The organism is Pirellulales bacterium (genome assembly GCA_035533075.1).
Classification (GTDB): Bacteria; Planctomycetota; Planctomycetia; order Pirellulales; family JAICIG01; genus DASSFG01.
This window is the reverse complement of record DATLUO010000131.1, coordinates 1-21,175: the sequence shown is the minus strand read 5'-3', so window position 1 is coordinate 21,175 and position 21,175 is coordinate 1. Positions and strand designations below refer to the sequence as shown.

Sequence of the window (21,175 nt, the reverse complement as noted above, 5' to 3'; positions counted from 1 at the left end):
GAAGCGATTTTGGATTTTCGATTTTGGGTTTGGGTTCACGGCGGTGGCTGGGGCATAAGCTGGCCGGGCGCGGTCTTGCAATCCCCATGACGCCGTCGGCCAGCGATGCCCCGGTGGCGCTGCTACCGGGGCATCGCTTGGCCGCAGGGCGTGTTGGCAAATCCAGCCGCGCCCGGCCAAGCTCTGCCCCAGCCCACCGCTTATTCTGGCCTCATTCTCGGCTATAGTGCTAACCGCGCAGCAAATATGCGACCAGATCGGCCATTTCTTGGGGGGCGATTTTCTTCTCAAAACCCTCCGGCATCAGCGAGCGGCCTGTGCCGGAAATCTCCTCGATGTTCTGCCGCAGCACCGTCTCTTCGATCCCTTCGGCCCGCCGCAACGTGACGCTGGTGGCCGTCTCTTCCGAGATGATGCCCGTGATCGTCCGCCCCTCGTCCAACAGCACGATGTATTCCTGAAAATTTGGTGCCACTTCACGGTTCGGATCGAGCACGTTGGCCAAAACTTCGGCGGGCGTGCGGTTGCGGACCGAGAGCAGATTCGGCCCCACGTTGTGGCCTCGCTCGCCAAGCCGATGGCAGGCCTGACACTCGCGCTGAAACACGGCCTGCCCGCGGCCGAGGTCGGCCGATAACTTGAGCGCCGATTGATACTCCGCCAGGGCCACGTTGCGGCGCTTCGTGTCGGCGGCGAGCAAGCGTCCCGCCCGATTGCGGATGGCGGCGTCGCCATGTTGCACGAGCAGCGTCCGCCGGGCAGGCGGAATGTCGGCCGAGCCGACGCGGCGGGCCTCGACCGCATCGAGCAGCGGGCCAATGCGATCGGCGCGTGCCAATAACGCCTGGATGACCTCGCCGCGCACGCCCGGCGTCAGGGCCGAGTAGTTTTTCAACAACAGCGGCGCCACCTCAGCATCGGCGTAGCCCGATAACGCACGGATGGCCGCCATTTGCAGCGACTGTGGCTCGCGGGGCGCCAGCAACGCCGCCAACGTTTCTCTGGACCGTGAGAAATCCGCCGTGGCCAGCAGCTCGATTGCGGCCAGCCGTGGATCGCTGGCGGCCGTGCTGTCCGCGGCCAAGGTCTGTGCGCTCTCATACAAGTGATGGATGCGATGGGCCGAAGCGGAGCCGGCGGGCACAACGTCGGCGAGCTTCTTACCGGATCGCTTCAGGCCGTTGCCGAGCCCGACGATCAACGGCGACGCTACGCCGGCGGCCTTCGGACCGAGCTTGGCAAAGGCCTCCATCACCGGTGCGATCTCAGCGGGCTTGTTCCGAGCGCCGAGCACCGTCGCCAAATCGCGCACCAGCGGCGGGGCTTCGCTACCGATGACGAAGTCCTTGTCGGCCAGCAGTTCTAGCAATAAGCGGGCCGCCGACTCGTTGGCCGAGCTCAACACGGCGGTGCGGACCCACAGGTCTGCGCCGTCGCGGCGGGCAATCGTTGCCAGCGCCACTGAAGCACGCGCGCGAACATCTTCGTCGGCGGCCGAGCGAATCAACTCGCCAAGTGTGAACGCCACCTGGAAGCGAACGCGGATTTCGTCGTCGTCGGCCAGTTCGATCACTCGCTCGGCCAGGGGCGGCGCCTGCGGCAAGCGCGGCTCGGCGATCCGCACCGCATGCTCGCGGACTCCGGAAGCTGCATCCGCAAGGGCCAGCGCCAAGTCGTCGTCGCTCAACGCCGACAAACCTTCGAGCGACCAGAGCGCGTGCAGCCGCGCCAATGGGTTCTTCGATTCCTTGAGCAGCTTACGTAGCGGCGCCACGGCCTCGTGCGGCTGCCGCTCGAACAGCAACCGCTGCGCCGTCTCGCGCCACCACGAATTCGGATTCTCCAATTGCGCGACCAGATCGGCATCGCTCGCCTCGCCCAGCTTTGGCGGGGCCGGCGGCTGGAAGCCGACGGGGGCCAGCCGATAGATTCGACCGCGGTCGCGGCCACTTTCCAGATCGAGCTCGGCTTTGATGTCGTCGGGGATCGACCAGGGATGCTCGATCGTCTCGCGGTACATGTCGAGGATGTGCAGCGTGCCGTCGGGTGCGTTGACGTAGTTCACCGGCCGGAACCAATTGTCGCGCGATCGCACGAACTCCGTATGGTCGTCGCCGCGGACCGCGCGGAACGTCACCCCGTCGGGCGAAAGCACTTGCCGGTGTACGAGGTTGCCGGCCACCTCGCCCAGAAGGGCGTTGCCATAGAACTCGCGAGGGTAGGCGGCGCCGCGGTAGATGGTCAATCCACTCGACGAGGTGAAGTAGCCTTCGGCGTTGGTTTCGCTGCGCGGCGTGGCCGGGTTGGCTTCGGCCACCATGCGTGCCGCCCGGACGACCCGCCACGCTTCGGGCGGACTGATGCGATACACCGGCAGCGCGTCGCCCGACTCGGCGGCGTCGTGCAGGGCGGAGACGACCGGCAGATAGGGATTGCGTGCCAGGTAGCGGCCCGGCAGCACCACGTGCTCGACCGGGTTGCGAATGTTGCAGATGAAGCGGTTGCCCCAGTCGTCGAAGGTGTTGCCGAACCGCGCCCCGCCCGAAATCAACTCGAAGCCACTTGCCCCGGAGCCACAGTGGCGCGGATCGAAGCGGAAGTCGTTGCGCGCGAGCAGCCAGGGCTTGGCGTCGGGTCGATCGGCCGGCCTGATTTGCCCGCCGTTACTGGAGCCGGCGCCGTAGATGCGGTGATCGAGTCCCCAGACCAGGTTGTTCATCACCGCCTGCACGTTGAACTTGCGGAAGCCGGTGAAGACTTTTTGCCGCACGTCGGCCCGATGGTCGCCGTCGGTGTCTTTGAGATACCAGATGTCGGGCGTCGCCGCCACGAACACGCCGCCCTTCCACAGGGCGAGGCCGGTCGGCCAGGAAAACGCTCCGGCGAAGATCGTGCCGCGGTCGAAGTCGCCGTCGGCGTCGGTGTCTTCCAGAATGCGCACGCGGCCGATGGGCCGGTCCATCGTGCGTTCGACGAACGGCTTGTCGGTGGTTTTGTCGGTATACGGATAGTCCGACATTTCTGCCACGTAGGCCAGGCCGTTTTCGTCGTAGACCATGGCCACCGGGTCGGTAACCAACGGTTCGGCCGCGATAAGCTGCATCTCGAAGCCGGGCCGCGTCTCGAAGCTCTTGAGCGCCGCCGCAGGCTCCAAGGGCGGCGTGCGCGGCAATGGCTCATCGCCCAGGGTGGCCGCAGCGGAAAAAAAGCAGGCCGCGATCAACGCAGCCGTAAATAGGGACGTCAGTCGGTTCATAGATATCACGCACGCCGTGTTGCGGAAGCTTTGGGCGGTGGAATCAGCCTAGCTTGCCGTACCAGCGCCGATGCAAGCCGTTCCGCCTGGACCTCATCTTCCTCTTTGCGAGGCAATCCCGTGATGTTGCCGTGTTGTGGCTCGTCAGGTATCACGTCCAGGTCTAGCGACCGAACTCTACCGACATGTAGGCTGACAACACCGTAGCACTTCTTGAGACTATTCCTGCAATGCTCGGAATCGCAATTATAGTTTATTGACAGGCCGCTCGCGTCGCGCGGCGCAGCTCGTCGGATGAATGCGACTGAGATCGGCTCACCGGTGTCTGGGTTCCGACCCGCAGCGCGTGAAAGAGCGCGGTAAACGATCTCACCGCACTCAATCGGGGGCAAATCCGACATTTGAACGCAAGCCACCTACCGCGTAGACAAGAATCGAGCCAACCAACGTCCAAGCAATTCAGCGGTGACCTGCCGCTCAGATCCATATTTTTCTGCGAACTCGTGATAGAGATAGGATTTCCCTGACTCGGCAGCGGCAATCACAAGTCGCAGAGAAGCGCCCGGCTTTGTCCATTCAATACGAAGGCCGCCTTCGGAGTCCGTCGCGATAAAACCGCGAGGGAAAACGAACATTTCGCCGCTGCCTGGGCCGAAATGCCAGACAATCATCGAAGCATGAATCAATAGGCGCGTCGTACGATCCATTGCATGCTTGGTTGGCGCCAACACTCCGTCTTCGTCATGTTGCTCACCGTTGGCCAATTCAACGATTTGGAGCAGGATAGCCCCCAACTCCTTCATTTTCAGGTAGATGGGGGCAATCCCGAGTTGGACGCCCGTCGCTCGTTCATCGTCAAATGGCGTGCTTGGTCGCGGAGTAAATAGCGTCTCGTACAGCATTCGCCGCGCACGATCAACCGGCAATGTGGTCCGCTTTTCGGAAGCGCTCTTTTCAGTCACGGTCGCCATCGCAGTTTCATCCTAATCTGGGAAATACAGTCGCAGAATCTGTTGAGCCTCTGGGGCAGCGCTTTCAAAATACGTTCGCATTTCGGCGGCTTCAAACCGCCGCTCGGGATCGCTGGCACTGGTGTTCAAGTCTTGCTCGACGACAATCGCTGATGCTCCATCCGGCACCAATGAGGCGGACTTGCATCGCACCCAACTGTTTATTGGCACCGTGTCGAGTTGGCTCATGTAAGCCTTAAAGTTGTGCAACTGAAACGTCTGCGAGTGACGAAGAGGCGAAGCAGCGCTTTCCGCCGCATGACGCTGCGGTAGGCAGAATTGCTCAATCAATAATCGGGGGGCGTCTTCGGTTTCAAGCACGCTCGTGAGAAGGAACCCGAGTCGATTCACTCGGGTCGGCACGTCGTCCGCGAAGCAGCAACTCAGAATCTCCGAGCACTGCTGAACTATCTTCCCCAACGGATCTGGACTGATCCCATTCGAATCGCGCTCAACCCATGCAACGCTGGTTCTGGCCGGCGCCGAGGACAATGCCCAGCGGTTATCCTTGCTTCCTAGCTCAACCCGAGGGATCTCAGGCGGAACTTCCTCTGGAAGCGGCAGTACGTCTACGCGGCCAGAGAGGAGCGCCCCGTATCTGCTCAAAACGTTGGTGAGCACCCGCGACGCCTCGAAGCCTCCGCTAACGGTAAAGGCTACGATCTGAACCCCTCGGATCAAGAAATTCCGCGCTTGCACCATTTAATTGGCCGTCCGCTGTCCGCTTGGATGATGCTAGCCAGTGCTAGTAGGCAGAAAAAATGGCCCCATCGGGTGCTCCACAACTTGATTCTAGGCTATTCGTTGGCGCCGAGAAACCATCCCAAGCCTGATCTAACCGTATTTCGGCTGTTGACCGGCTGCGCCACAAAATAGCTGGCGACTCGCGACACGTCAAGGGCCTAAGTCTTTTGTGGGATTAGGGTTGTGTGGTCCCTCCTTGAATTCGGCCGATCCCCGCCGCCAGGCTAGCTCGAGACCGCCGCGAACATCTCATCGAACGACCAAACGTGACCGGTAAGCCCGGACATCCCCGCTACGAGCGCCTCTGGTACGTGCCTGCCCGCGACGTTACTCTAAAATGTACCTGCCAATCCCGACGAAGGCGTCGTCGGTTCCCCGCCATCGGCCCCTTTTTGAGACAGCATCATGTACCGTTCTATCCGCGTTCTGCCGCTGCTCGCGGCCGCATTCCTTTTTTGCCTGGCGCCGCTCGCCGCCGAAGAAGCCAAAAAGCCCGATGACGCCGGCACCCAGGCCGGACACTCGTTGCACGGCGAAGTGTTCAACGAAGGGCCGCGGCAGCGGGCTTACCTGATGGGCGGCACGGGCAACGTCTCCATGAAGATCACCACCAAATCGCCCGAAACGCAGCAGTTCTTCAATCAGGGGCTGGGGCAGCTCCACGGGTTCTGGTATTTCGAGGCCGAGCGGTCGTTCCGTCAGGCCGCCGCACTCGACCCTGATTGCGCCATGGCCTATTGGGGCATGGCGATGGCCAATCGAGACAATGCCAAACGCGGCCGCGGTTTCATCGCCGAGGCCGTCAAACGCAAGGGCGGCGCCGGCCCGCATGAATTGGCCTGGATTGACGCCTTGGACCGCTATCTCGCTCCCGGACCGGACAACAAGCCGCAAGACGATCAGCAGCGCCGCCGTCAACTTGTTCGCGACCTGGAGATGATGGTTCACGACCATCCCGAAGAGATCGAGGCGCGGGCCTTCTTGGCCGTGCTGATTTGGGAGAACAGCAGCCACGGCATCCCGATCGCCAGCCACGAAGCGGTGGCGTCGCTGCTGCGCGAAGTCCACGCGGCCAATCCCATGCATCCGGCCCATCACTATGTGATTCATCTCTGGGACAACGAAAAGCCGGCACGGGCGGTTCCGTCGGCTGCCCGTTGCGGCCAGTCGGGGCCGGCCATCGCCCACATGTGGCACATGCCGGGGCACACTTTTTCCAAGCTGCAACGCTACGTCGACGCGGTCTGGCAGCAAGAGGCTTCGGCCCGCGTCGATCATGCCCACATGATCCACGACGGCGTGATGCCCGACCAGATTCACAACTATGCTCATAACAACGACTGGCTGGTCGATAACCTGACCTTCATCGGCCGCGTGCGCGACGCCGTCGATCTGGCCGCCAACCTGGCCGAGTTGCCGCGTCATCCGAAATACAACCGGCCGGGCGGACCGGGCAGCAACATGATGGGCCGCCGGCGCCTGCTGGCCATCCTGCCGCAATTCGAGCTGTGGGACGACCTGCTGCGGCTGGCGCAAACGCCCTGCCTGGAGCCTTCGGATGTCGAAGACGACCAGGTCCGCCGCCACCGCGCGTTGGGCGCCGCGCTGATCGCCAAGAGCAATCTCACCGACGGCAAGACGCACATCGTCGCCTTGCAGGGCCTGCAGACGAAGATCAATGCCGAGCAAGAGAAAGCGGCCGTCGACGCCGAAGCGAAGGCCAAGGCCGACAAGAAGCCCGACGACCAGGTTGCCAAGGCCCGCGCCGACGCGGCCGACCGTTTCAAGGGCCGCTTGGAAACGATCGCCGCCGCGCTGGACGAGCTGCACGGACGCTGGGCGCTGGCCGGCAACGACGCCTCCGCGGCGCTTTCGCACTTCGAGAAGGTCAAAGACCTGGGCAAGGAGTTTTTGTCGCGCATCGAGTTGCAGACGGGCAACAAGGCGAAGGCCGAGCAGCTCGCCCGTGAGGCCGTCAGCCAAGGGAAGAACCGCGTGCTTCCGCTGGCCAACTGCGTGGAGGTGCTGTTCGAATGCGGCAAGCCGGCCGAGGCGACGGAGGAGTTCCGCAAGCTGCAAGGCATGTCGGCCTTCATCGACCGTGACGTTCCGATCTTCAAGCGGCTCGACGAGCTGGCGCCCAAGCTCGGGCTGCCGAGCGAGTGGCGGTTGCCTTATCAGCCCGCCGGCGACATTGGCGAGCGGCCCGACCTGGCTTCGCTCGGCCCCTTCCGCTGGCATCCCTCGCCGGCTTCGGAGTGGACTTTGCCCGACGATCACGGCGACGCCGTTTCGTTGTCCCAGTATCGCGGCCGGCCGGTGGTGGTGATTTTTTATCTCGGCTTCGGCTGCCTGCATTGTGTGGAGCAATTGAACGCCTTCGGTCCGATGCAAGCGGAGTTTGCCCGCTTGGGCGTAGAACTGGTGGCGATCAGCACCGACGACGTGGGCAAATTGCGAGGCTCCCTTGAGGCGCGCGCATCGACCGGGGCGCCGCCCTTGCCGATCAAGCTGTTGTCCGACGCGGGTCTGGGCGTTTTCAAAAGTTATCGGGCCTTCGACGATTTTGAAAACCTCCCCTTGCACGCCACGGTTTTGATCGACAACGCGGGGCTGGTGCGTTGGCAAGACATCAGCTACGAGCCGTTCACCAACGCCAAGTTTCTTCTCGACGAGGCCAAGCGGCTGTTGGGCTTGTAGGGTGGGTTGACGTGCTGTTGCTCGGTGCCTACTTCTTTGCCAGCCGGTCGAGGGCGCCGCGGGCGGCGAGGCGCACCAGCCCGTCCTTTTCGTCCTGCAGCAAACGCCTGATCGCCGGGACCGATTTCGGCCCGCCGATCGCTTCCAGAATCTGGCAGCCCTGATACCGCACCTGGCTGTCGTGGTGTTTCAACAGCCCAATCACCGCCGGTTCAGCCACCTTGCCCATCTTCTTCAGCGCGGTCACGGCGGCCTGACGGTCGGACTGTTCAGGCACCAAGGCGGCGACCTCCTTGGCGGCGGTTGGGTCGGCAATCGCGCCCAGGGCCTCGATCGTCTTATGACGAATGCCCGAATCGAGCTGCTCCAGCATTTTCAACAAGACCGGCACGGTTTCATTCGTTCCCCAGCGGCCCATGATTTGAATCGCTTTGTCGCGGACGGCGAAGTTGCCGTCGCGCATCAGCGGTTCGACCGCCTTCGTCACCTGCGCGCGGCGCTGGTCGAGGGGCTGCATGCGAGCGAGCGCGTCGAGCGGCTTCATTCGCTCGTGCCATTCTTTGGCGATGCTCAGGTCTTCGAGCACCTCGTCCACGCGTTGCGGCGTGGGCGGAGCGGCGTCGCGCGCCTTTTGCTCGGCCGCGGCCTTCTTGGCAGCCTCCATGTTGGCTTTCGCCTCTGCGCGGTTCTTGTCGAGCGTCTGTTGGTCGAGCCGGTGCCATTGGAGTGTCAAGGGAACCGTCACGCTCACCTTGCTCACGCTCCGCACCAGCGTCGCCTTATACTCCAGCTTCTCGGCGAACCCCTTGGCGCGGTTGAAGGTGATGGTCCCTTCGCCGGTCACCTGGGCCACCGGTGGCGTGCCGGCGGGTTGCAGCGTCTGAAACGTATAGCGCTTTCTGATCGATACCAGGTCGCCGTTCGTGCCCGCCAGCTCGTAGCTGCTCGTCTCCATCGCCGGCGTGACGACGACCTTGGTCTGGCTTTGAGCGAAGGGGCTGCGCCCCCGATGCCGGAACCGCATCGGCAGGGGACTATTCGATTCTTCGCCGATGATCTGTGTCAGCGCGGTGACCCGTTGGGTTTGCCAGGTGCGTTCGTCGGCCGAACCGAGAGGTTCGAAAATCAGGGCGCCCAGCGGGCCGAACAAGTAGGGCACTTGCACGTTGCCGGTGGCTTCAAGCAGCTCGCCCCGCTCGCTCAGCAGGAGCTTGCCGCGTTCGCTCTCGAGGCGAGGGGCGCCCGGCACGCGCATCCGGCCAACCGTGCGCATCTGGCTCGTGGAAACGTGGCCCGAAAAATCGAGCAGCAGGCGGTTGGCCAGCCCGTAGCCTCCGGGGCCGATGGTGACCTTGAGCATGGCCACGGCGGGCGTGACACGGCGCGCCAGGTTTGGGCCGTCGAGCTTTTCCCCGCCCGACGCGCTGGCCGGCGTGATGCCTTTGCTGCGCAGCAGGGTCAGAACTTCGTTGGCCGGAACGGCGAAGCCGACGCCGTCGACGTCTTCGCCCGCCAGCTTGGCGCTGGCGACGCCGACCACGTGGCCCATCTCGTTCACCAGCGGGCCGCCGCTGTTGCCGGGGTTGATGCTGGCATCCACCTGGAACAGCTTGCGGCCGTCGGTGTTGACGATGCCGGCCAGCGTGCCGCGCGTGATTTTGACGCTATCGCCCAAGACGGTCGACAAGGGATAACCGACGGCGCGCACTTCCTGCGCCAGCTCGACCGTGTCGGAATTGCCCAACGGAACCGTGGGCAGATTGCTGCCGATGATGCGCACCACGGCCAGGTCGTGGGCCTTGTCGAAGGCGAAGACTTGACCGGGATAGCTTTGCCCGGCCACGGCCACGTCGATCTTGGTCGAGCCTTCGACCACGTGGGCGCAGGTCACCACATAACCGTCGCTGGTGACGACGAAGCCGCTGCCGCTTCCTTGGCCCGATTTCTGACGCGCCGCGAACTCCGGCGGCGCCGCCTCGCGGCTGAGCGCGAGCGAGCACATGCCACTTGTCTGGTCGGCCGCGCCTGCCACCTCCGCCTTCACGGTAAACGAGTAGGCGTATTCTTCACCGCTGTTGAAGCGATAGGCGAGCGTCGGGCCAGTGGGCGCGGAACTGGCGGGCGGAACGGGGCTGGCAGCCAAAGGCGGCGACATGCCGGGAGTCAGCGACGAGACCGGTTGACCGACGGGCGACTGGGGCGTCGCCGCCGCGGGCGACGGATTCGCTGCGGTGGCGACGGCCGGAGGCGAGGCGGCCGGAGGTGAGGCGACCGCTGGGGGATTGGTGGCCGGCGAAGCGGTGACGGGGGCCGGAGTCGCCGGCTGCGTTGCGTCCGGGGCTGGCGCCGCGGCGATCTGTTGCTGGTCTGCCGCCGGTGAAGAGATGCGCGTCACAATCAAGATCAGCACCACCAACGCCACCGCAACGGCGGCGCCGGCGCCGATGCCGATCCACAGCATCGACGAGCCCGAATCATGGGCGGCAGCTCGGGCCGGCGGACGCAGGCTGGTCTGGCGCCGCGGGAGTTGTCGCGAAGGCTGCGACGGCAGCGGCGCGGAGAGTGGGTCGCTGGCCGGCCAAGCAGTGACGGGCGGGACCGCCGGCCGCAGGCGAATCGCAAATTCGTGCCGGCACTTGGGGCAACGCAGCACCGTGCCTTCGCCGCAGGCCGCATTGACTGCCAAAGTTGTCTGGCACGCCGGACAATTCACACGCGCTGGCACGTCTTGTCTCCTTTTCTTTTTTGCGGGCCTAAGCGGGCCGCCAAAACTTCCGCCGCCGACAGCAACTGTCATCAGGATAGGCGATCGCCGCGGGCTTGAAAAGCAGCAAATCCAAGACAATAAAAAATTTGCCCGCGTGCTTCCCTGGGCCGACGGTAACCGTCAACTGGCCGGGCCGTCGCTTTCGCCCAACACCCGCCGCACTTCTTCGGCCATGCGGCCGCGGACGATGAGTCCCCACATTTTGAAATCGGCCGCCAACGACCAGAGTGGATAACGAAACGTGGCCGGCCGATTGTGTTCGACGAAGATGTGGCTGAACCAAGCGAAAGCGTAGCCGCACACCGGCACGGCCAGCAGGCCCCACCACCATCTCACGGCGACCGACGCCGCCAGCAACAGCAGCGCCAGCGTCGTGCCCAGAAAGTGCCAGGCGCGCGTCGAGCGCCGGCGGTGTTCACCTACATAGAACGGCCAGAATTCGCCGAAGGTCTTCATGCGCTCGGAGGGCATGCCGACAGTTTAACGGGGGCGGGATCAACGATCGGAACCCGACAGGTTCAGGTTCTTGATGATCGTCTCCGCACCGGGCGTCATGCTGCGGAGCTTCTCGGCGATGACCTGCTTTTCGCTGGCGGTCGCCTTTTGCAGCTTTCGCGAGAAGACCGTCAGCTTCTTGCGGCGATGACGGCGTCGCTTGATCTCTTTGGCACGTTCGCTGATTCCACCCACGGCAAACTCGCTTTCTATTTGGCGACGACTGGCTTGATTCGGCAAACGGCTTTCTAGCACGAAGCCGGGGAGCGGTCAACCATCGAGGGATTCCGGTTTCGCTCAAGCTCCCAGTGCGGTTGGTCGATAAAGCGTGGCGGTCTTTTCGCGAACCGGTCATTGGAGACTTGCCATGCTCCCAGCAAGCCGCGTCGAGGAGCCCGTTGCTGCGTCTTTGGAAACCGCGCATCTTGTCGACATGCCTCGGCTGTTGCGCGGCTGCGCGGCCGCGGCGGCCCCGCTCGACCGCGAACTGTGCAGCCTGCTGGAACAGGGCAAAATCCTGTACTTTCCCAGTTCGCCCTTTCCGCTGCCCGACGCCGACGTGGACGTGCTGTTGCGCCAGCGTCAGTCGCATCGACGCTGGCACAAGAACATCGCCTATCGCCCGTTGCACGATCGGCTGACCGGCTTCGACCCCAAGCACGTCGATGCCGAGCGTTTGCACCAGGTGATGCGCACGTTCAGCCGGCAGACGATCGACTGTGTGGCCGGGCTGGTGCCGACCTACGCCCGCGAGTGGCGGCTCGATTATGCCAGCTTCCGGCCGCTGGAAGAGAAGGGCCGGCAGTTGCGGCTGCACGCCCGCAACGATCTGATTCACGTCGATTCGTTCCCCAAGCGGCCGACCTATGGCGACCGCATTTTGCGGATTTTCATGAACGTCAATCCGCACGCCGAGCGGTATTGGATCACGGGCGAGCCGTTCGACGTGCTGGCCCGCGACATGGGCGTCGAGTTCGTGCGCCAATTTGTGCGCGTGCGGCGGCCGACCCTTTGGCGGCGCGTGGCCAGCGGCATGAAGCTCCCGGTGCGGCCCTTCTCGCCCTACGACCAGGCGATGCGCGACATCCATCAATTGATGAAAGAAAACGAATCGTTCCAGCGTACGTGCCACAAGTTTCACAGCCATTTTCCGCCCGGCTCGGCTTGGCTGGTGTTCACCGATTCGGTGCCGCACGCCGTGGTGTCGGGGCAATATGCCTTGGAGCAAACGGTGATTGTGCCGCGGAGCACGATGGTCTCGCCCGAAAAGGCCCCGGCGGCGGTGCTGGAGCGGTTGGAGGAGATAAGGTTGGCGAAGGCGGCGTAATGGCACTGCCGGTGCATGTAGGGTGGGACCCAAACGTTCGTTTTCCGCCCTACGAGTCAACGGCCGCAAAGAACCCGGCGGCCGTCCAAGTGCGGAACCATTCTTGAAGCGACGCCGCCAACCGATCGACGTCGATGCCGGTCGTGTCCAGCAAGTGCTTGATGGCGGCCCCCACCGTCTGCCCGGCGGCAAGTGCCGTGAGCAGATCATATTGCTCGCGGTCCAGGGCCTGCCGGCGCACGACGTAATCGCGGCGAAACAGGGCCAGCCACGTCGTCTCGGCGGCCGGGAAAGGAGGCGGGACGGCGTCGGCCGCACGTTGACGCAACTCCGTGAAGTAATCGTTGACGGGAAATCCGAAGCTCATGATGCGCAAGCAAGGCGCGGGCACCAGCCGCACTTCGGGCCAATGTTCCGGCCCGATCGCCGCAAGCTGCTCGGCGCTCAGCGTGGGCCGGCCCTCGCTGCCCGGCCCGTCGAACACCTCGCCGATCGTCCATTCCAGCTTGGCCAGCTCCATCAGGAAATCGGGCCAGGTTTCCGTTGGCTGGCCGGTTTCGTCGCGATCAGGACGCGTTTCATCGAGAAAGCGAACGAACGCATCGCCCAGGCGGTCGAGCGTGTAGCTCTGCGAGGGATGTGCCTGTAAATAGCCCATTGCCAGGGCGTCGAAGGCTTCGTCGCCGACGGTCTTGGCCACGATGGGAAAGATATTGCGCAAACACTCGAGCAGACGTGCAAAATATGCCTGGTGGTAGATCGTCAGCCGCTCGACGCCCGTCAGGTTTCGCGAGCGGCTGACGACGGTTTCGCAACTCTCAGGCCCAGCTTCGAGGTGTTGCCGCGCGTCATCCGACTTAGCGCCTGCCACGACGCCGTCCGGGTGCATAATGACCGCCTGCATCCAGCGCTGCAGCGAGGCCAGTGAAGAATCAGGGGACGAAGGATGAGAGCTCATTGCACTTCCCTCCCCACGAGGTGCAACGGGTGCGGCACCGAGGGCTCACGGGCCGGCAGGCCAGCCTTGGCCGCCGTCGGCGGTAAATCGGGCTTTCCTGACGCCTGACGCCTGACACCCGACGCCTCGCCGGCCACCATGTACTCGCGCGCCTTGAGCACCTCGGCATGCACGACGGGAAACGGCGGAATGCTGGCGTCCCACTCCAGCAACGTCGACATGCCGCCCGTGAGCCGATGCGCCCGGCGATAAAGCTCCCACACGGGGTCGATCACGTGATTGTCGTGGGTGTCGATCAGATGGGTCACGCAGTTGGTGTGCCCGGCCAAATGGCACTGCACCACGCGACCGTGCGGCACGTGGTCGATGTATTCCAAAGGGTCGAAATCGTGATTGACGCTCGACACGTAGACGTTGTTCACGTCGAGCAGCAGTCCGCAATCGGCCTCGTCGGCCATGCGTGAGAGGAACTCCCACTCGCTCATCGTCGAGCTGGCGAAGGTGACGTAGCTGCTGGGGTTTTCCAGCACCAGCGGCCGCTCCAAAAAATCCTGCACGACGCGGATGCGTTCAACGACGTGGCAAAGCGTTTCTTCATTCAACGGCAGAGGCAACAGATCGTGGGCGTTGAGGCCGAGCACGCCGGTCCAACAGAGGTGGTCGGAAATCCACTTGGGCTTGATGGCGTCGGCCAGCCGTTTCAAACGGGCGAGGTAATCGAAGCTCAGAGAATCGGTGCTGCCGATCGAGAGCGACACGCCGTGCATCACAATCGGATAGCGCTCGGCCAGCTTGTCGAGCACATAGCGCGGCCGTCCCCGCGAGTCGATGAAGTTCTCGGAGATGATCTCGAACCAGTCGACCGCGGGCCAATGCTCGAGCAGGTAAGGGAAATGAGCGGTGCGCAGGCCGACGCCCAGCCCAAGTTGCGGGTAACCGAGTCTCGCTGGTGTCATGGTCGCGGTGTAGATGCGCGGAGTGAAGTAGGCGGCGGCTGGGGCGGAGGCCGGTCCCGCTCCAAAGCAATGAACGACGCCGCGGCCAGCCGATGCCCCGGTTGCAAACACCGAGGGCATCGCTGGCAACGTTGGGCGTAGACCGATCGGCGTCAGCTCTTTTTCTTCTCGGGCGCCGGCCCGACTTTCTTCCCTTCTTTCTTCATCAACTCCTCGAAACGCTTGCGGGCCTTCTTCCATGCCGCGTCATGCTTAAACGGCACCTCGCATCCGCCCATTCCTTTGCACTTGTTCTCGCCCGGCGTCGCGCCGCAGCCGCCTTCGCCTCGGCAGTCGTTTTGGCCGGAGCAATCGTGGGCCTTGAGGGTGGCACAGGTTCCCTGCCCGGCGCAGGCGTTCTTTTTGCCCGCTCCTTTCTCTTTGCAGGTGTTCAAGCCGCGGCAGACGTGCGGCTCGACGAGCAACGGGTTCTTCTTCGAGTCTTTTTTGCTCTCTTCTTTTTCCTCGGCCGATTGGCCAAGCGTGGCGCCTGCCAAAACGCCGCCAAACGCGGCCATCGAAAGCCGCTGGAAATCCCGCCGATTGAGTTCGGACATGAGCCATCCTTTCATAGTAAAAAACATGTTGCAGAAAGACCGCCAAACTCGGCGGGCTCAGCCGGGCCGTCTTTTGCGCTCGGCGTGCCAGGCTGCTACGAGAATACTACTGCGCCGTCGAGAAAACTGTAAGCCACTTCACAATTCGCCGGCGCCGGCACCATTCCCGCTGGCAGGGCAAACCGATAGAATCAAGCACCGATGGTTTTCCCGCCAAGGAGTGGGTCGCACTCACAGTAGGGAGCTCGTCGCGCAGCCGTTCCTTCTTCAAAGCTCGAACGTCGTGCTCATTCCCGCCGCGGAAATGAAGCGGCTCATGGGATGCTGGGCCACGGGGTGGAACTGGAGGCGGAGCTCAAGGCGCTCGATGGAAACGAAAGGAACCGAGACGTCAAGCGGCATATCGCTTATGCCCTGGAGCGCAACAGCGAGCCCGTGCCGGCCGAGCTGGTCAAGACGGTGGCCGAATGCATGGATCGGGGCACCTTTCGCCACGCGGGCGTCGTCCGCCGCATGAACCAGACTTTTGTCGCCTTGAAAATCGACGCCGACGAGCAGCCTATGCTCATCCAGCGGCTGCGCGTCAGCGCGTTTCCTTCGCTGCTCGTCGTCACGCCGCAACGGCACCTGCTCGCGAAGCAGCAGGGCCACCTCTCGCCCGTGGAGCTGCACCAGTTTCTGACTCTCGCCGTCAAACAGGCCGAGACCGCCGAGCGGCGATAGCGGGGCGCGAGGGCATGAGCTTATCGGCTGGAGGGCATGAGCTTATCGGCTGGATAGCCCAGTCTTTCGCTTCCAAATCGGAATGGCCCGCAACAGAAGGGCCTGTGCCTGGGCCACTTCCGGATGGTCTTCGACGAGCAAAATCCGCAGCGCGGTGGCGGCCCCTTTCTTGTCCGCGGCAGCGAGCATTCTTTTTCCCCAGGTTCAAAAGAACGGCCCTCCCAGTAACCAGTAACCAGTAACGGAATCTTAACAAATCGAGCCAAACCGGCAACGGTGCCGGCCGGCCCCGCATTTTTTTCTGAAACCCCGACCCAGCCCATTGGCGAAGGCGAAACGCCGGTTATAGTAAATGGGATTTGCGAGGACCGCATCATGCCGCTTATGCAAAGCACGAAAGAACTCGAACCCGCCGTTCAGGACAAGATCGGGCAACTCCTCACTCGTGGCTGGCGCCGCGTGCAACAGCGCACCGGCCGATGTTGGGAGAAGAAGCGCGTGCGCTGGCTGGAACTGCTCGGCGCCGGCAAACAGGAATTATCGTCAAACCAACTGAGGGTGGCGTTGAACAACCTCGTGTCGTTCTCGCAGTTGCCCCCAGCCGACGCCGCGCTGTTGCGCCAGGCCATCCACGAAGATTTTCGCACCGTACAAAAACTGGCCCTCCAAACGCTGGCGGCAACCCTTAGTGCGCACCGGTAGCACGAACGCGGTCGTAGGGTTCTGCCTGCTGCTGGCGGTGCCGGCCGCAGCGTCGAGCGACAACACCTTCAACGTGGCCGAGGCGCGGAAGGCCATCGTCTTCATCCGGCGCATCACGCCGGGGCACGAGGTGGCCCTCGGCTCCGGATTTCTGACCTCGACCGACGGCCTGATCTACACCAGCCGCCACGTCATCGAGCCGAAAGACCGGACCGCCCGCGGCACGATCATGCTCGTGGGCGTCCCCTCGCGAGGCGACCCCGACGATCTCGATTGGTTCCAGGCGAGCGTGGTTTATTCTGCGCCGGAAGACGAGAACCTTGATTTCGCGATTTTGAAGATCGCGGCCCGGCCGGAGTATGGCACCTTTCCCGCCCTGCCGCTGTCCTACGACAAGCTCGAATTGGGCGCCGGCGTGGCCGTCATCGGCTATCCCTACATCCGCGAAAACGAGGCCGTGCTGTCGTTCAACAAAGGCAGCATCTCGTCGACACGGGTCCGCTTCAGCGGAAAGTCGTACTACCAGACCGATGCCGCCGTGAACCAGGGCAATTCGGGCGGGCCGCTGTTGAACGGCCGGGGCGAAGCGGTGGGCATTATCACTTTGAAGGAGCTGAACGCCGAAAACGTCGGCTTCGCACTTTATCTGTCGGAAATCCGCTCGGCGGCGGACCGCGCCGAGCGCGGGGCGGGCGACGTGCGGCCGCCGCCCGGACCCATCGACCCCCGGCGGCTGGAGTTGCCCATCACCATCGCGCCGCGTGCCGCGAACTGGCACCTCGTGCAGGGACATGTTCGCGACGAAGGCAAGCAGCTCGTGATCGACAACCTCGGCGCACCGTTCTGGTTGACGAGCCGCGCGGCCTTGCCCGAAAACTTCCAGATCGTTGTCTCCTGCGCCCTGGAACATCTGCAAGGCGGGCAAAAGATCGGCCCGGAGCAGCGGAAGAACCTGCGGCGGCTCTACCTGCGTTTCGGCACGGCGGCGACCGACGTATCGATTGAAAAAGGAGGCGGATACCTGCTGCTTTCCAGCCATGCCTCGACCACGCTGTATCGCGGTTCCAAGCTGCTCAAAGGCGTGGCCACGGGCAATCCGAAGGCCGCGCTGTTTACGCTCTCGGTGACGAAGATGGGCCGCGAGATCGAAGTGGCCATGGACGGCAAGGTGCTGTTCAGTTGCCAGGACGACGCGCCGCTTTCGGTGCGGCGGCCGTTTTCGATCGGCGGCCACCTTTCGCGATTGCACCTCGGCGACGTTACGGTGATCGACTTGGACAAGGTGCCGCGCTCGCCGGCCGACGGGCCGCCGAGGCCGGAGGAATAGGTTGCGGAACCAGTGTTACGTGTTCCAAAACAGCGCGGTCAGGACGCCGATCATGAAGATGGCGGTGGCGATGCCGGTCTTCGCCAAGGCGCCGAGCAGGCGTCCCCAGAAGGCCGACTGACCGACCTTCCAGCTTTCGGCCAGCGTGCGTCCCTTCCAGGTTTCGCCCAGCATGGCACCCACCAGTGCGCCGATGCCGGCAAACAGAATCGCCGCGACCAGCGAGCCGACGAACGGAATGGGCACTCCCACCGCGGCGCCGACGAGTGCGCCGACCAGCGAGCCGACGATCGCCAGTACCGCGCCGCGACGACTGCCGCCGGCCCGGCTGGCTCCCAAAGCGCTGGCCGCCAGTTCCAGCAGTTCGGCCAACACCGCCAAGACCAGCACGGCCACGACCGTCTGCCAACTGATATCGGGGCCGCCGGACGGCGCCAACCACGCGAACAGCGCGATGGCAACCACCATCACCCAGTTGCCGGGCAGGCTCAGCAAGGTCATGCACCAGCCGGCCGTCAGCACTAAAATGAGCAACACCACGCCGAAATAGATCATGAAGCTCATGGTAGCGACTACAATCGAGTTGTCCCAGTTTGTGGGTTCGCCGGCACGGCAAGGGTAATGGATGGAACAAGAACGACCACCTGTCGCTTCGCCGCAGTTCTTATTCATCACCTGCCAGGTCGGAGCGGAACGGGCCGCGAAGGCCGAAATGGGCCGACTTTGGCCGGCGTTCCGCTTCGCCTACTCCCGGCCGGGCTTCTTGACGTTCAAGCTGCCGCCCGATCACGGACTGGCCGACGACTTCAACCCGCGCAGCGTCTTTGCTCGCAGTTGCGGGTTCTCGCTGGGTAAGACGCAAGCGGCCGGCGACGACGAACGCGTGCGCGACGTGGCCCGGCTGGCAGGCGGCCGGCGTTACCACAAGCTGCACGTCTTCGAGCGCGACACGGCCGCGCCGGGCGAACACGGTTTCGAGCCGGGGATCACGCCGGCCGCCGAGTCGGCCGAAGCGGCCCTCCGCGCGCTCTGGCCTGCCGACGCGCCGCCCTTGCCGCCCGCACCGCCGCTGGCGCGTCCCAAAGACTTAGTGCTCGATTGCCTGCTGGTCGAAGCCAGCGAGTGGTGGGTGGGCTATCATCGCGCGGCGGGCTGGGCGTCGCGGCGGCCCGGCGGCTTGAGCCGCTTGAAGCTGCCGGACTACGCCGTCTCACGGGCCTGGCTGAAGATGGAAGAAGCCTTGCGCTGGTCGCGGCTGCCGATCGCGCCGTCGGATGTGGCCGCGGAGCTGGGTTGCTCGCCCGGCGGCTCGTGCCAGGCGCTGCTCGACCGCGGGCTGACCGTGATCGGCGTCGACCCGGCAACTGTCGATCCGGCGGTGTTGGAGCACCCGAACTTTCGCCACATTCGCAAGCGCGGAGGCGACGTTCGCCGCGGCGAGTTCCGCGAGGTGAAATGGCTTTTCGCCGACATGAACGTGGCCCCGCGTTACACGCTCGATGCCGTCGAGGCCATCGCCACTTCGCGGCGCGTCCGCCTCCGCGGCGTGCTGCTGACGCTCAAGCTGCTCGATTGGGAGCTGGCCGGCGAGACGCCCGATTATCTGACCCGCATCCGCTCGTGGGGCTTTCCTTATGTGCGTGCCCGGCAGTTGCAGCACAACCGCCAGGAGATTTGCGTCGTGGCCTTGCGGCGCAAGCCGAAGCCCCGGAAGCTGCGAACGTAGGAAACCGACCTTGCCCGGACCGCCCGGTTTGGGTTAGCGTGCGGCTCGACAGCGAAGGAGCAGTGTGGGGGAAACCCCAAACACGGGCACTTTTCCAACCGCTTATGGCCTACGGTTCCATTTCGACTTCCGCAGCGGGCTCAGCGACTGGCTGGCCCCGCTGGTTGTTAAACGACCGGCGGGCGTGGTACGTCTGGCTGGCCTTCGTTTGCGCGATCGCCGCCGTGGTCGTCGATGCGCCCGACTACCGCACCGTCACTCCCAACTATCGCGACGCCAGCTTCCATTGGTTCGCGGGACGTGCCATTTATACCGAGGGCAAACACGGCTTCCTCTACTTTCCGCAGGCGGCCATTCTTTTCTCGCCCTTCGCCTACCTGCCCAGCCCGACCGGCGAAGTCCTGTGGCGAATGGTGTCGATCGGCGGATTGGCGTTGGCGATCTGGCGGTGGGCCAGTTTAAGTGGTGTCGTCGGGCATCGGGTCTTCTTCTTAATGACGCTGCTGACCATTCCGCCCGCCGTCGCCAGCGCTCGAAACGGCCAGATGAATCTGGTACTCACGGCTTTGACCGCCCTGGCCTTCGTCGAGCTGGCCCACGAGCGATGGCGGGCGGCCGCCTGCTGGCTCTGTCTGGGCGCGGCCATGAAGCCCCTGACGATCGTCCCCATCGCCGTGGCCTTCTTGGTTTATCGGCCCGTGCGTCGGCCGGTGATGCTCGGTGCCGCCGCGCTGCTGGTCTTTCCGTTCTTCACGCAGCAAGCGGGCTATGTTTGCGATCAGTACCACGTTTGCCTGCAAAAGCTGTTGTTGGCGGGAAATCCCGGCGAGGCAAACCCAGTCAGCGATCTGTTCGGACTCCTGTCGGCAATCGGGTGGACGACGCCGCTGCCGGTGCAAACGGTGGTGCGGGCGCTGGCGGGCGGGTTGACGGTCGTGCTCGCCTGGCTGGTGGTCCGCCGCCGGGAAACCATCCGCGCCGCCCGCTCGGTGCTCGCGCTCACCACCTGCTATTTGGCGCTTTTCAATCCGCGCATGGAAAACAACGGCTTCGTGGTGATCGCGCCGGCACTGGCCGGTTTGGCCGCCGGCGCGTTTCTGAATCCCGGCCGTCGCCCCGCCGGCTGGCTGATGGTTGCCGCGTCGCTGGGCATAGCCGGCAGCTACGAGATCACGCGGGGTTACAATTTTTGGTTGTGCCCCCTGCTGGCATTATCCGTCTGGGGCTATGCCGTGTTCGATGCGCTGTCGGGCGGTTGCGACACGACCGGCGAATCAACCGCCGGGCCGCCCGCCCCCAACGGCCCCTCGGCAATCAAGTATTCCGCCACCACTCGGCCGCCAATCAGGTGCTCTTGAATGATCCGTTCCAGCACCGGCGGATCGCACTCGCCATACCAGGCGCCTTCCGGATACACCACGGCGATCGGTCCGCCCGTGCAGATGCGCAGGCAGGCCGCCTTGGTGCGATAGACGCCGCCGCGATCGACGAGCTTCAGCTCTTTCAGCCGCGATTTGAGGTAGTCCCAAGCGGCGTCCATTCTCTTGCGGCTGGCGCACTCGGGGCGTTCGGGGGCGCAGCACAAAAAGATATGGCGGACGACCGCGGGGATGCCCAAACTTTCGGCCGCCTTTCGGGCATCGCTCAGGCTCGTTTCGGAGGGATGTTTCATGGCACGGATTGAGCATAACCTCAGCGGGCGGCCGGGCCAACCGTGTACTTGGCCGCCGTGGGGGGAATGCTAAGATCGGGGCTGGCCGCAGTCGTAAGGTGGGGCAAGCGAGCTTGCGAGCGCTGGCCCACTGTACGCGACGAGGATTCCAGAACTTGCGAGTTTACTCGCGCAGCGCGGATGTGGGGCGGCCTTCCTAGGCCGTCGCCCAGTTTC

Annotated in this window: 18 protein-coding genes and 1 pseudogene; 7 read left to right on the top strand and 12 right to left on the bottom strand. The window is 64.0% G+C overall.

Features of this window, described 5'->3' with window-relative positions; genetic code table 11:
* Positions 1-229: 229 nt before the first annotated feature.
* The 3 genes from VNH11_16595 to VNH11_16585 all read right to left on the bottom strand — a co-directional run bounded on the left by VNH11_16595 (position 230) and on the right by VNH11_16585 (position 4,587).
* Positions 230-3,256 (bottom strand): PVC-type heme-binding CxxCH protein, encoded by a 3,027-nt coding sequence (locus tag VNH11_16595; protein ID HVA47990.1) that lies wholly within the window; start codon positions 3,254-3,256, stop codon positions 230-232.
* Between the two features lie 416 nt (positions 3,257-3,672).
* A complete protein-coding gene (locus VNH11_16590) occupies positions 3,673-4,227 on the bottom strand; it encodes a hypothetical protein (protein ID HVA47989.1) in 555 nt (184 codons plus the stop codon).
* A 12-nt stretch (positions 4,228-4,239) separates the two neighbouring features.
* Positions 4,240-4,587, bottom strand: coding sequence for a hypothetical protein (locus VNH11_16585; protein ID HVA47988.1), 348 nt, complete (start codon positions 4,585-4,587; stop codon positions 4,240-4,242).
* Between the two features lie 828 nt (positions 4,588-5,415).
* Here VNH11_16585 and VNH11_16580 point away from each other — a divergent pair.
* The gene (locus tag VNH11_16580; GenBank protein ID HVA47987.1) at positions 5,416-7,710 is read left to right on the top strand and encodes a redoxin domain-containing protein; all 2,295 of its coding nucleotides are present in this window, start codon (positions 5,416-5,418) and stop codon (positions 7,708-7,710) included.
* Between the two features lie 28 nt (positions 7,711-7,738).
* On the opposite strand, the gene VNH11_16575 is transcribed toward VNH11_16580, so the two are convergent.
* The 3 genes from VNH11_16575 to VNH11_16565 all read right to left on the bottom strand — a co-directional run bounded on the left by VNH11_16575 (position 7,739) and on the right by VNH11_16565 (position 11,167).
* Complete coding sequence (locus VNH11_16575; protein ID HVA47986.1) at positions 7,739-10,435, bottom strand: trypsin-like peptidase domain-containing protein; 2,697 nt, start codon at positions 10,433-10,435, stop codon at positions 7,739-7,741.
* Between the two features lie 162 nt (positions 10,436-10,597).
* Positions 10,598-10,948, bottom strand: coding sequence for a DUF962 domain-containing protein (locus VNH11_16570; protein ID HVA47985.1), 351 nt, complete (start codon positions 10,946-10,948; stop codon positions 10,598-10,600).
* A 24-nt stretch (positions 10,949-10,972) separates the two neighbouring features.
* On the bottom strand, positions 10,973-11,167 hold the full coding sequence (locus tag VNH11_16565) for a DUF6800 family protein (GenBank protein HVA47984.1): 195 nt from the start codon (positions 11,165-11,167) through the stop codon (positions 10,973-10,975).
* A 172-nt stretch (positions 11,168-11,339) separates the two neighbouring features.
* Between VNH11_16565 and VNH11_16560 the strand changes: the two genes are divergently transcribed.
* Positions 11,340-12,299, top strand: a complete 960-nt coding sequence (locus tag VNH11_16560; protein HVA47983.1) for a Kdo hydroxylase family protein — start codon at positions 11,340-11,342, stop codon at positions 12,297-12,299.
* 49 nt (positions 12,300-12,348) lie between these two features.
* Here VNH11_16560 and VNH11_16555 read toward each other — a convergent pair whose 3' ends face one another.
* The 3 genes from VNH11_16555 to VNH11_16545 all read right to left on the bottom strand — a co-directional run bounded on the left by VNH11_16555 (position 12,349) and on the right by VNH11_16545 (position 14,809).
* On the bottom strand, positions 12,349-13,257 hold the full coding sequence (locus VNH11_16555) for a putative DNA-binding domain-containing protein (protein ID HVA47982.1): 909 nt from the start codon (positions 13,255-13,257) through the stop codon (positions 12,349-12,351).
* The gene (locus VNH11_16550; protein ID HVA47981.1) at positions 13,254-14,213 is read right to left on the bottom strand and encodes a DUF692 domain-containing protein; all 960 of its coding nucleotides are present in this window, start codon (positions 14,211-14,213) and stop codon (positions 13,254-13,256) included. Before VNH11_16550 ends, VNH11_16555 begins: the two co-directional genes overlap by 4 nt.
* Positions 14,214-14,365: 152 nt before the next feature.
* On the bottom strand, positions 14,366-14,809 hold the full coding sequence (locus VNH11_16545) for a hypothetical protein (protein HVA47980.1): 444 nt from the start codon (positions 14,807-14,809) through the stop codon (positions 14,366-14,368).
* A 321-nt stretch (positions 14,810-15,130) separates the two neighbouring features.
* On the opposite strand from VNH11_16545, the gene VNH11_16540 reads away from it, so the two are divergent.
* Positions 15,131-15,532, top strand: a complete 402-nt coding sequence (locus tag VNH11_16540) for a hypothetical protein (GenBank protein ID HVA47979.1) — start codon at positions 15,131-15,133, stop codon at positions 15,530-15,532.
* Positions 15,533-15,574: 42 nt separating this feature from the next.
* Here the strand turns inward: VNH11_16540 and VNH11_16535 are convergent, their stop codons facing one another.
* A complete protein-coding gene (locus tag VNH11_16535) occupies positions 15,575-15,721 on the bottom strand; it encodes a hypothetical protein (protein HVA47978.1) in 147 nt (48 codons plus the stop codon).
* Positions 15,722-15,808: 87 nt separating this feature from the next.
* Here VNH11_16535 and VNH11_16530 point away from each other — a divergent pair, with 87 nt between their 5' ends.
* Together VNH11_16530 and VNH11_16525 are read left to right on the top strand one after the other, a co-directional pair.
* A complete protein-coding gene (locus tag VNH11_16530; protein ID HVA47977.1) occupies positions 15,809-16,234 on the top strand; it encodes a hypothetical protein in 426 nt (141 codons plus the stop codon).
* Positions 16,221-17,561 (top strand): serine protease, encoded by a 1,341-nt coding sequence (locus VNH11_16525; GenBank protein ID HVA47976.1) that lies wholly within the window; start codon positions 16,221-16,223, stop codon positions 17,559-17,561. The genes VNH11_16530 and VNH11_16525 overlap by 14 nt, the downstream gene beginning before the upstream one ends.
* Before the next feature lie 15 nt (positions 17,562-17,576).
* Here VNH11_16525 and VNH11_16520 read toward each other — a convergent pair whose 3' ends face one another.
* Positions 17,577-18,125 carry a DUF456 domain-containing protein gene (locus tag VNH11_16520; protein HVA47975.1) on the bottom strand — a complete coding sequence of 183 codons (549 nt, stop codon included), beginning with the start codon at positions 18,123-18,125 and terminating at the stop codon, positions 17,577-17,579.
* A gap of 61 nt (positions 18,126-18,186) precedes the next feature.
* On the opposite strand from VNH11_16520, the gene VNH11_16515 reads away from it, so the two are divergent.
* Together VNH11_16515 and VNH11_16510 are read left to right on the top strand one after the other, a co-directional pair.
* On the top strand, positions 18,187-19,287 hold the full coding sequence (locus VNH11_16515) for an SAM-dependent methyltransferase (protein HVA47974.1): 1,101 nt from the start codon (positions 18,187-18,189) through the stop codon (positions 19,285-19,287).
* A 104-nt stretch (positions 19,288-19,391) separates the two neighbouring features.
* Positions 19,392-20,279, top strand: a pseudogene (locus tag VNH11_16510) (glycosyltransferase family 87 protein).
* Positions 20,280-20,512: 233 nt separating this feature from the next.
* Here VNH11_16510 and VNH11_16505 read toward each other — a convergent pair.
* On the bottom strand, positions 20,513-20,959 hold the full coding sequence (locus VNH11_16505) for a ferredoxin (GenBank protein ID HVA47973.1): 447 nt from the start codon (positions 20,957-20,959) through the stop codon (positions 20,513-20,515).
* Positions 20,960-21,175: the final 216 nt, after the last annotated feature.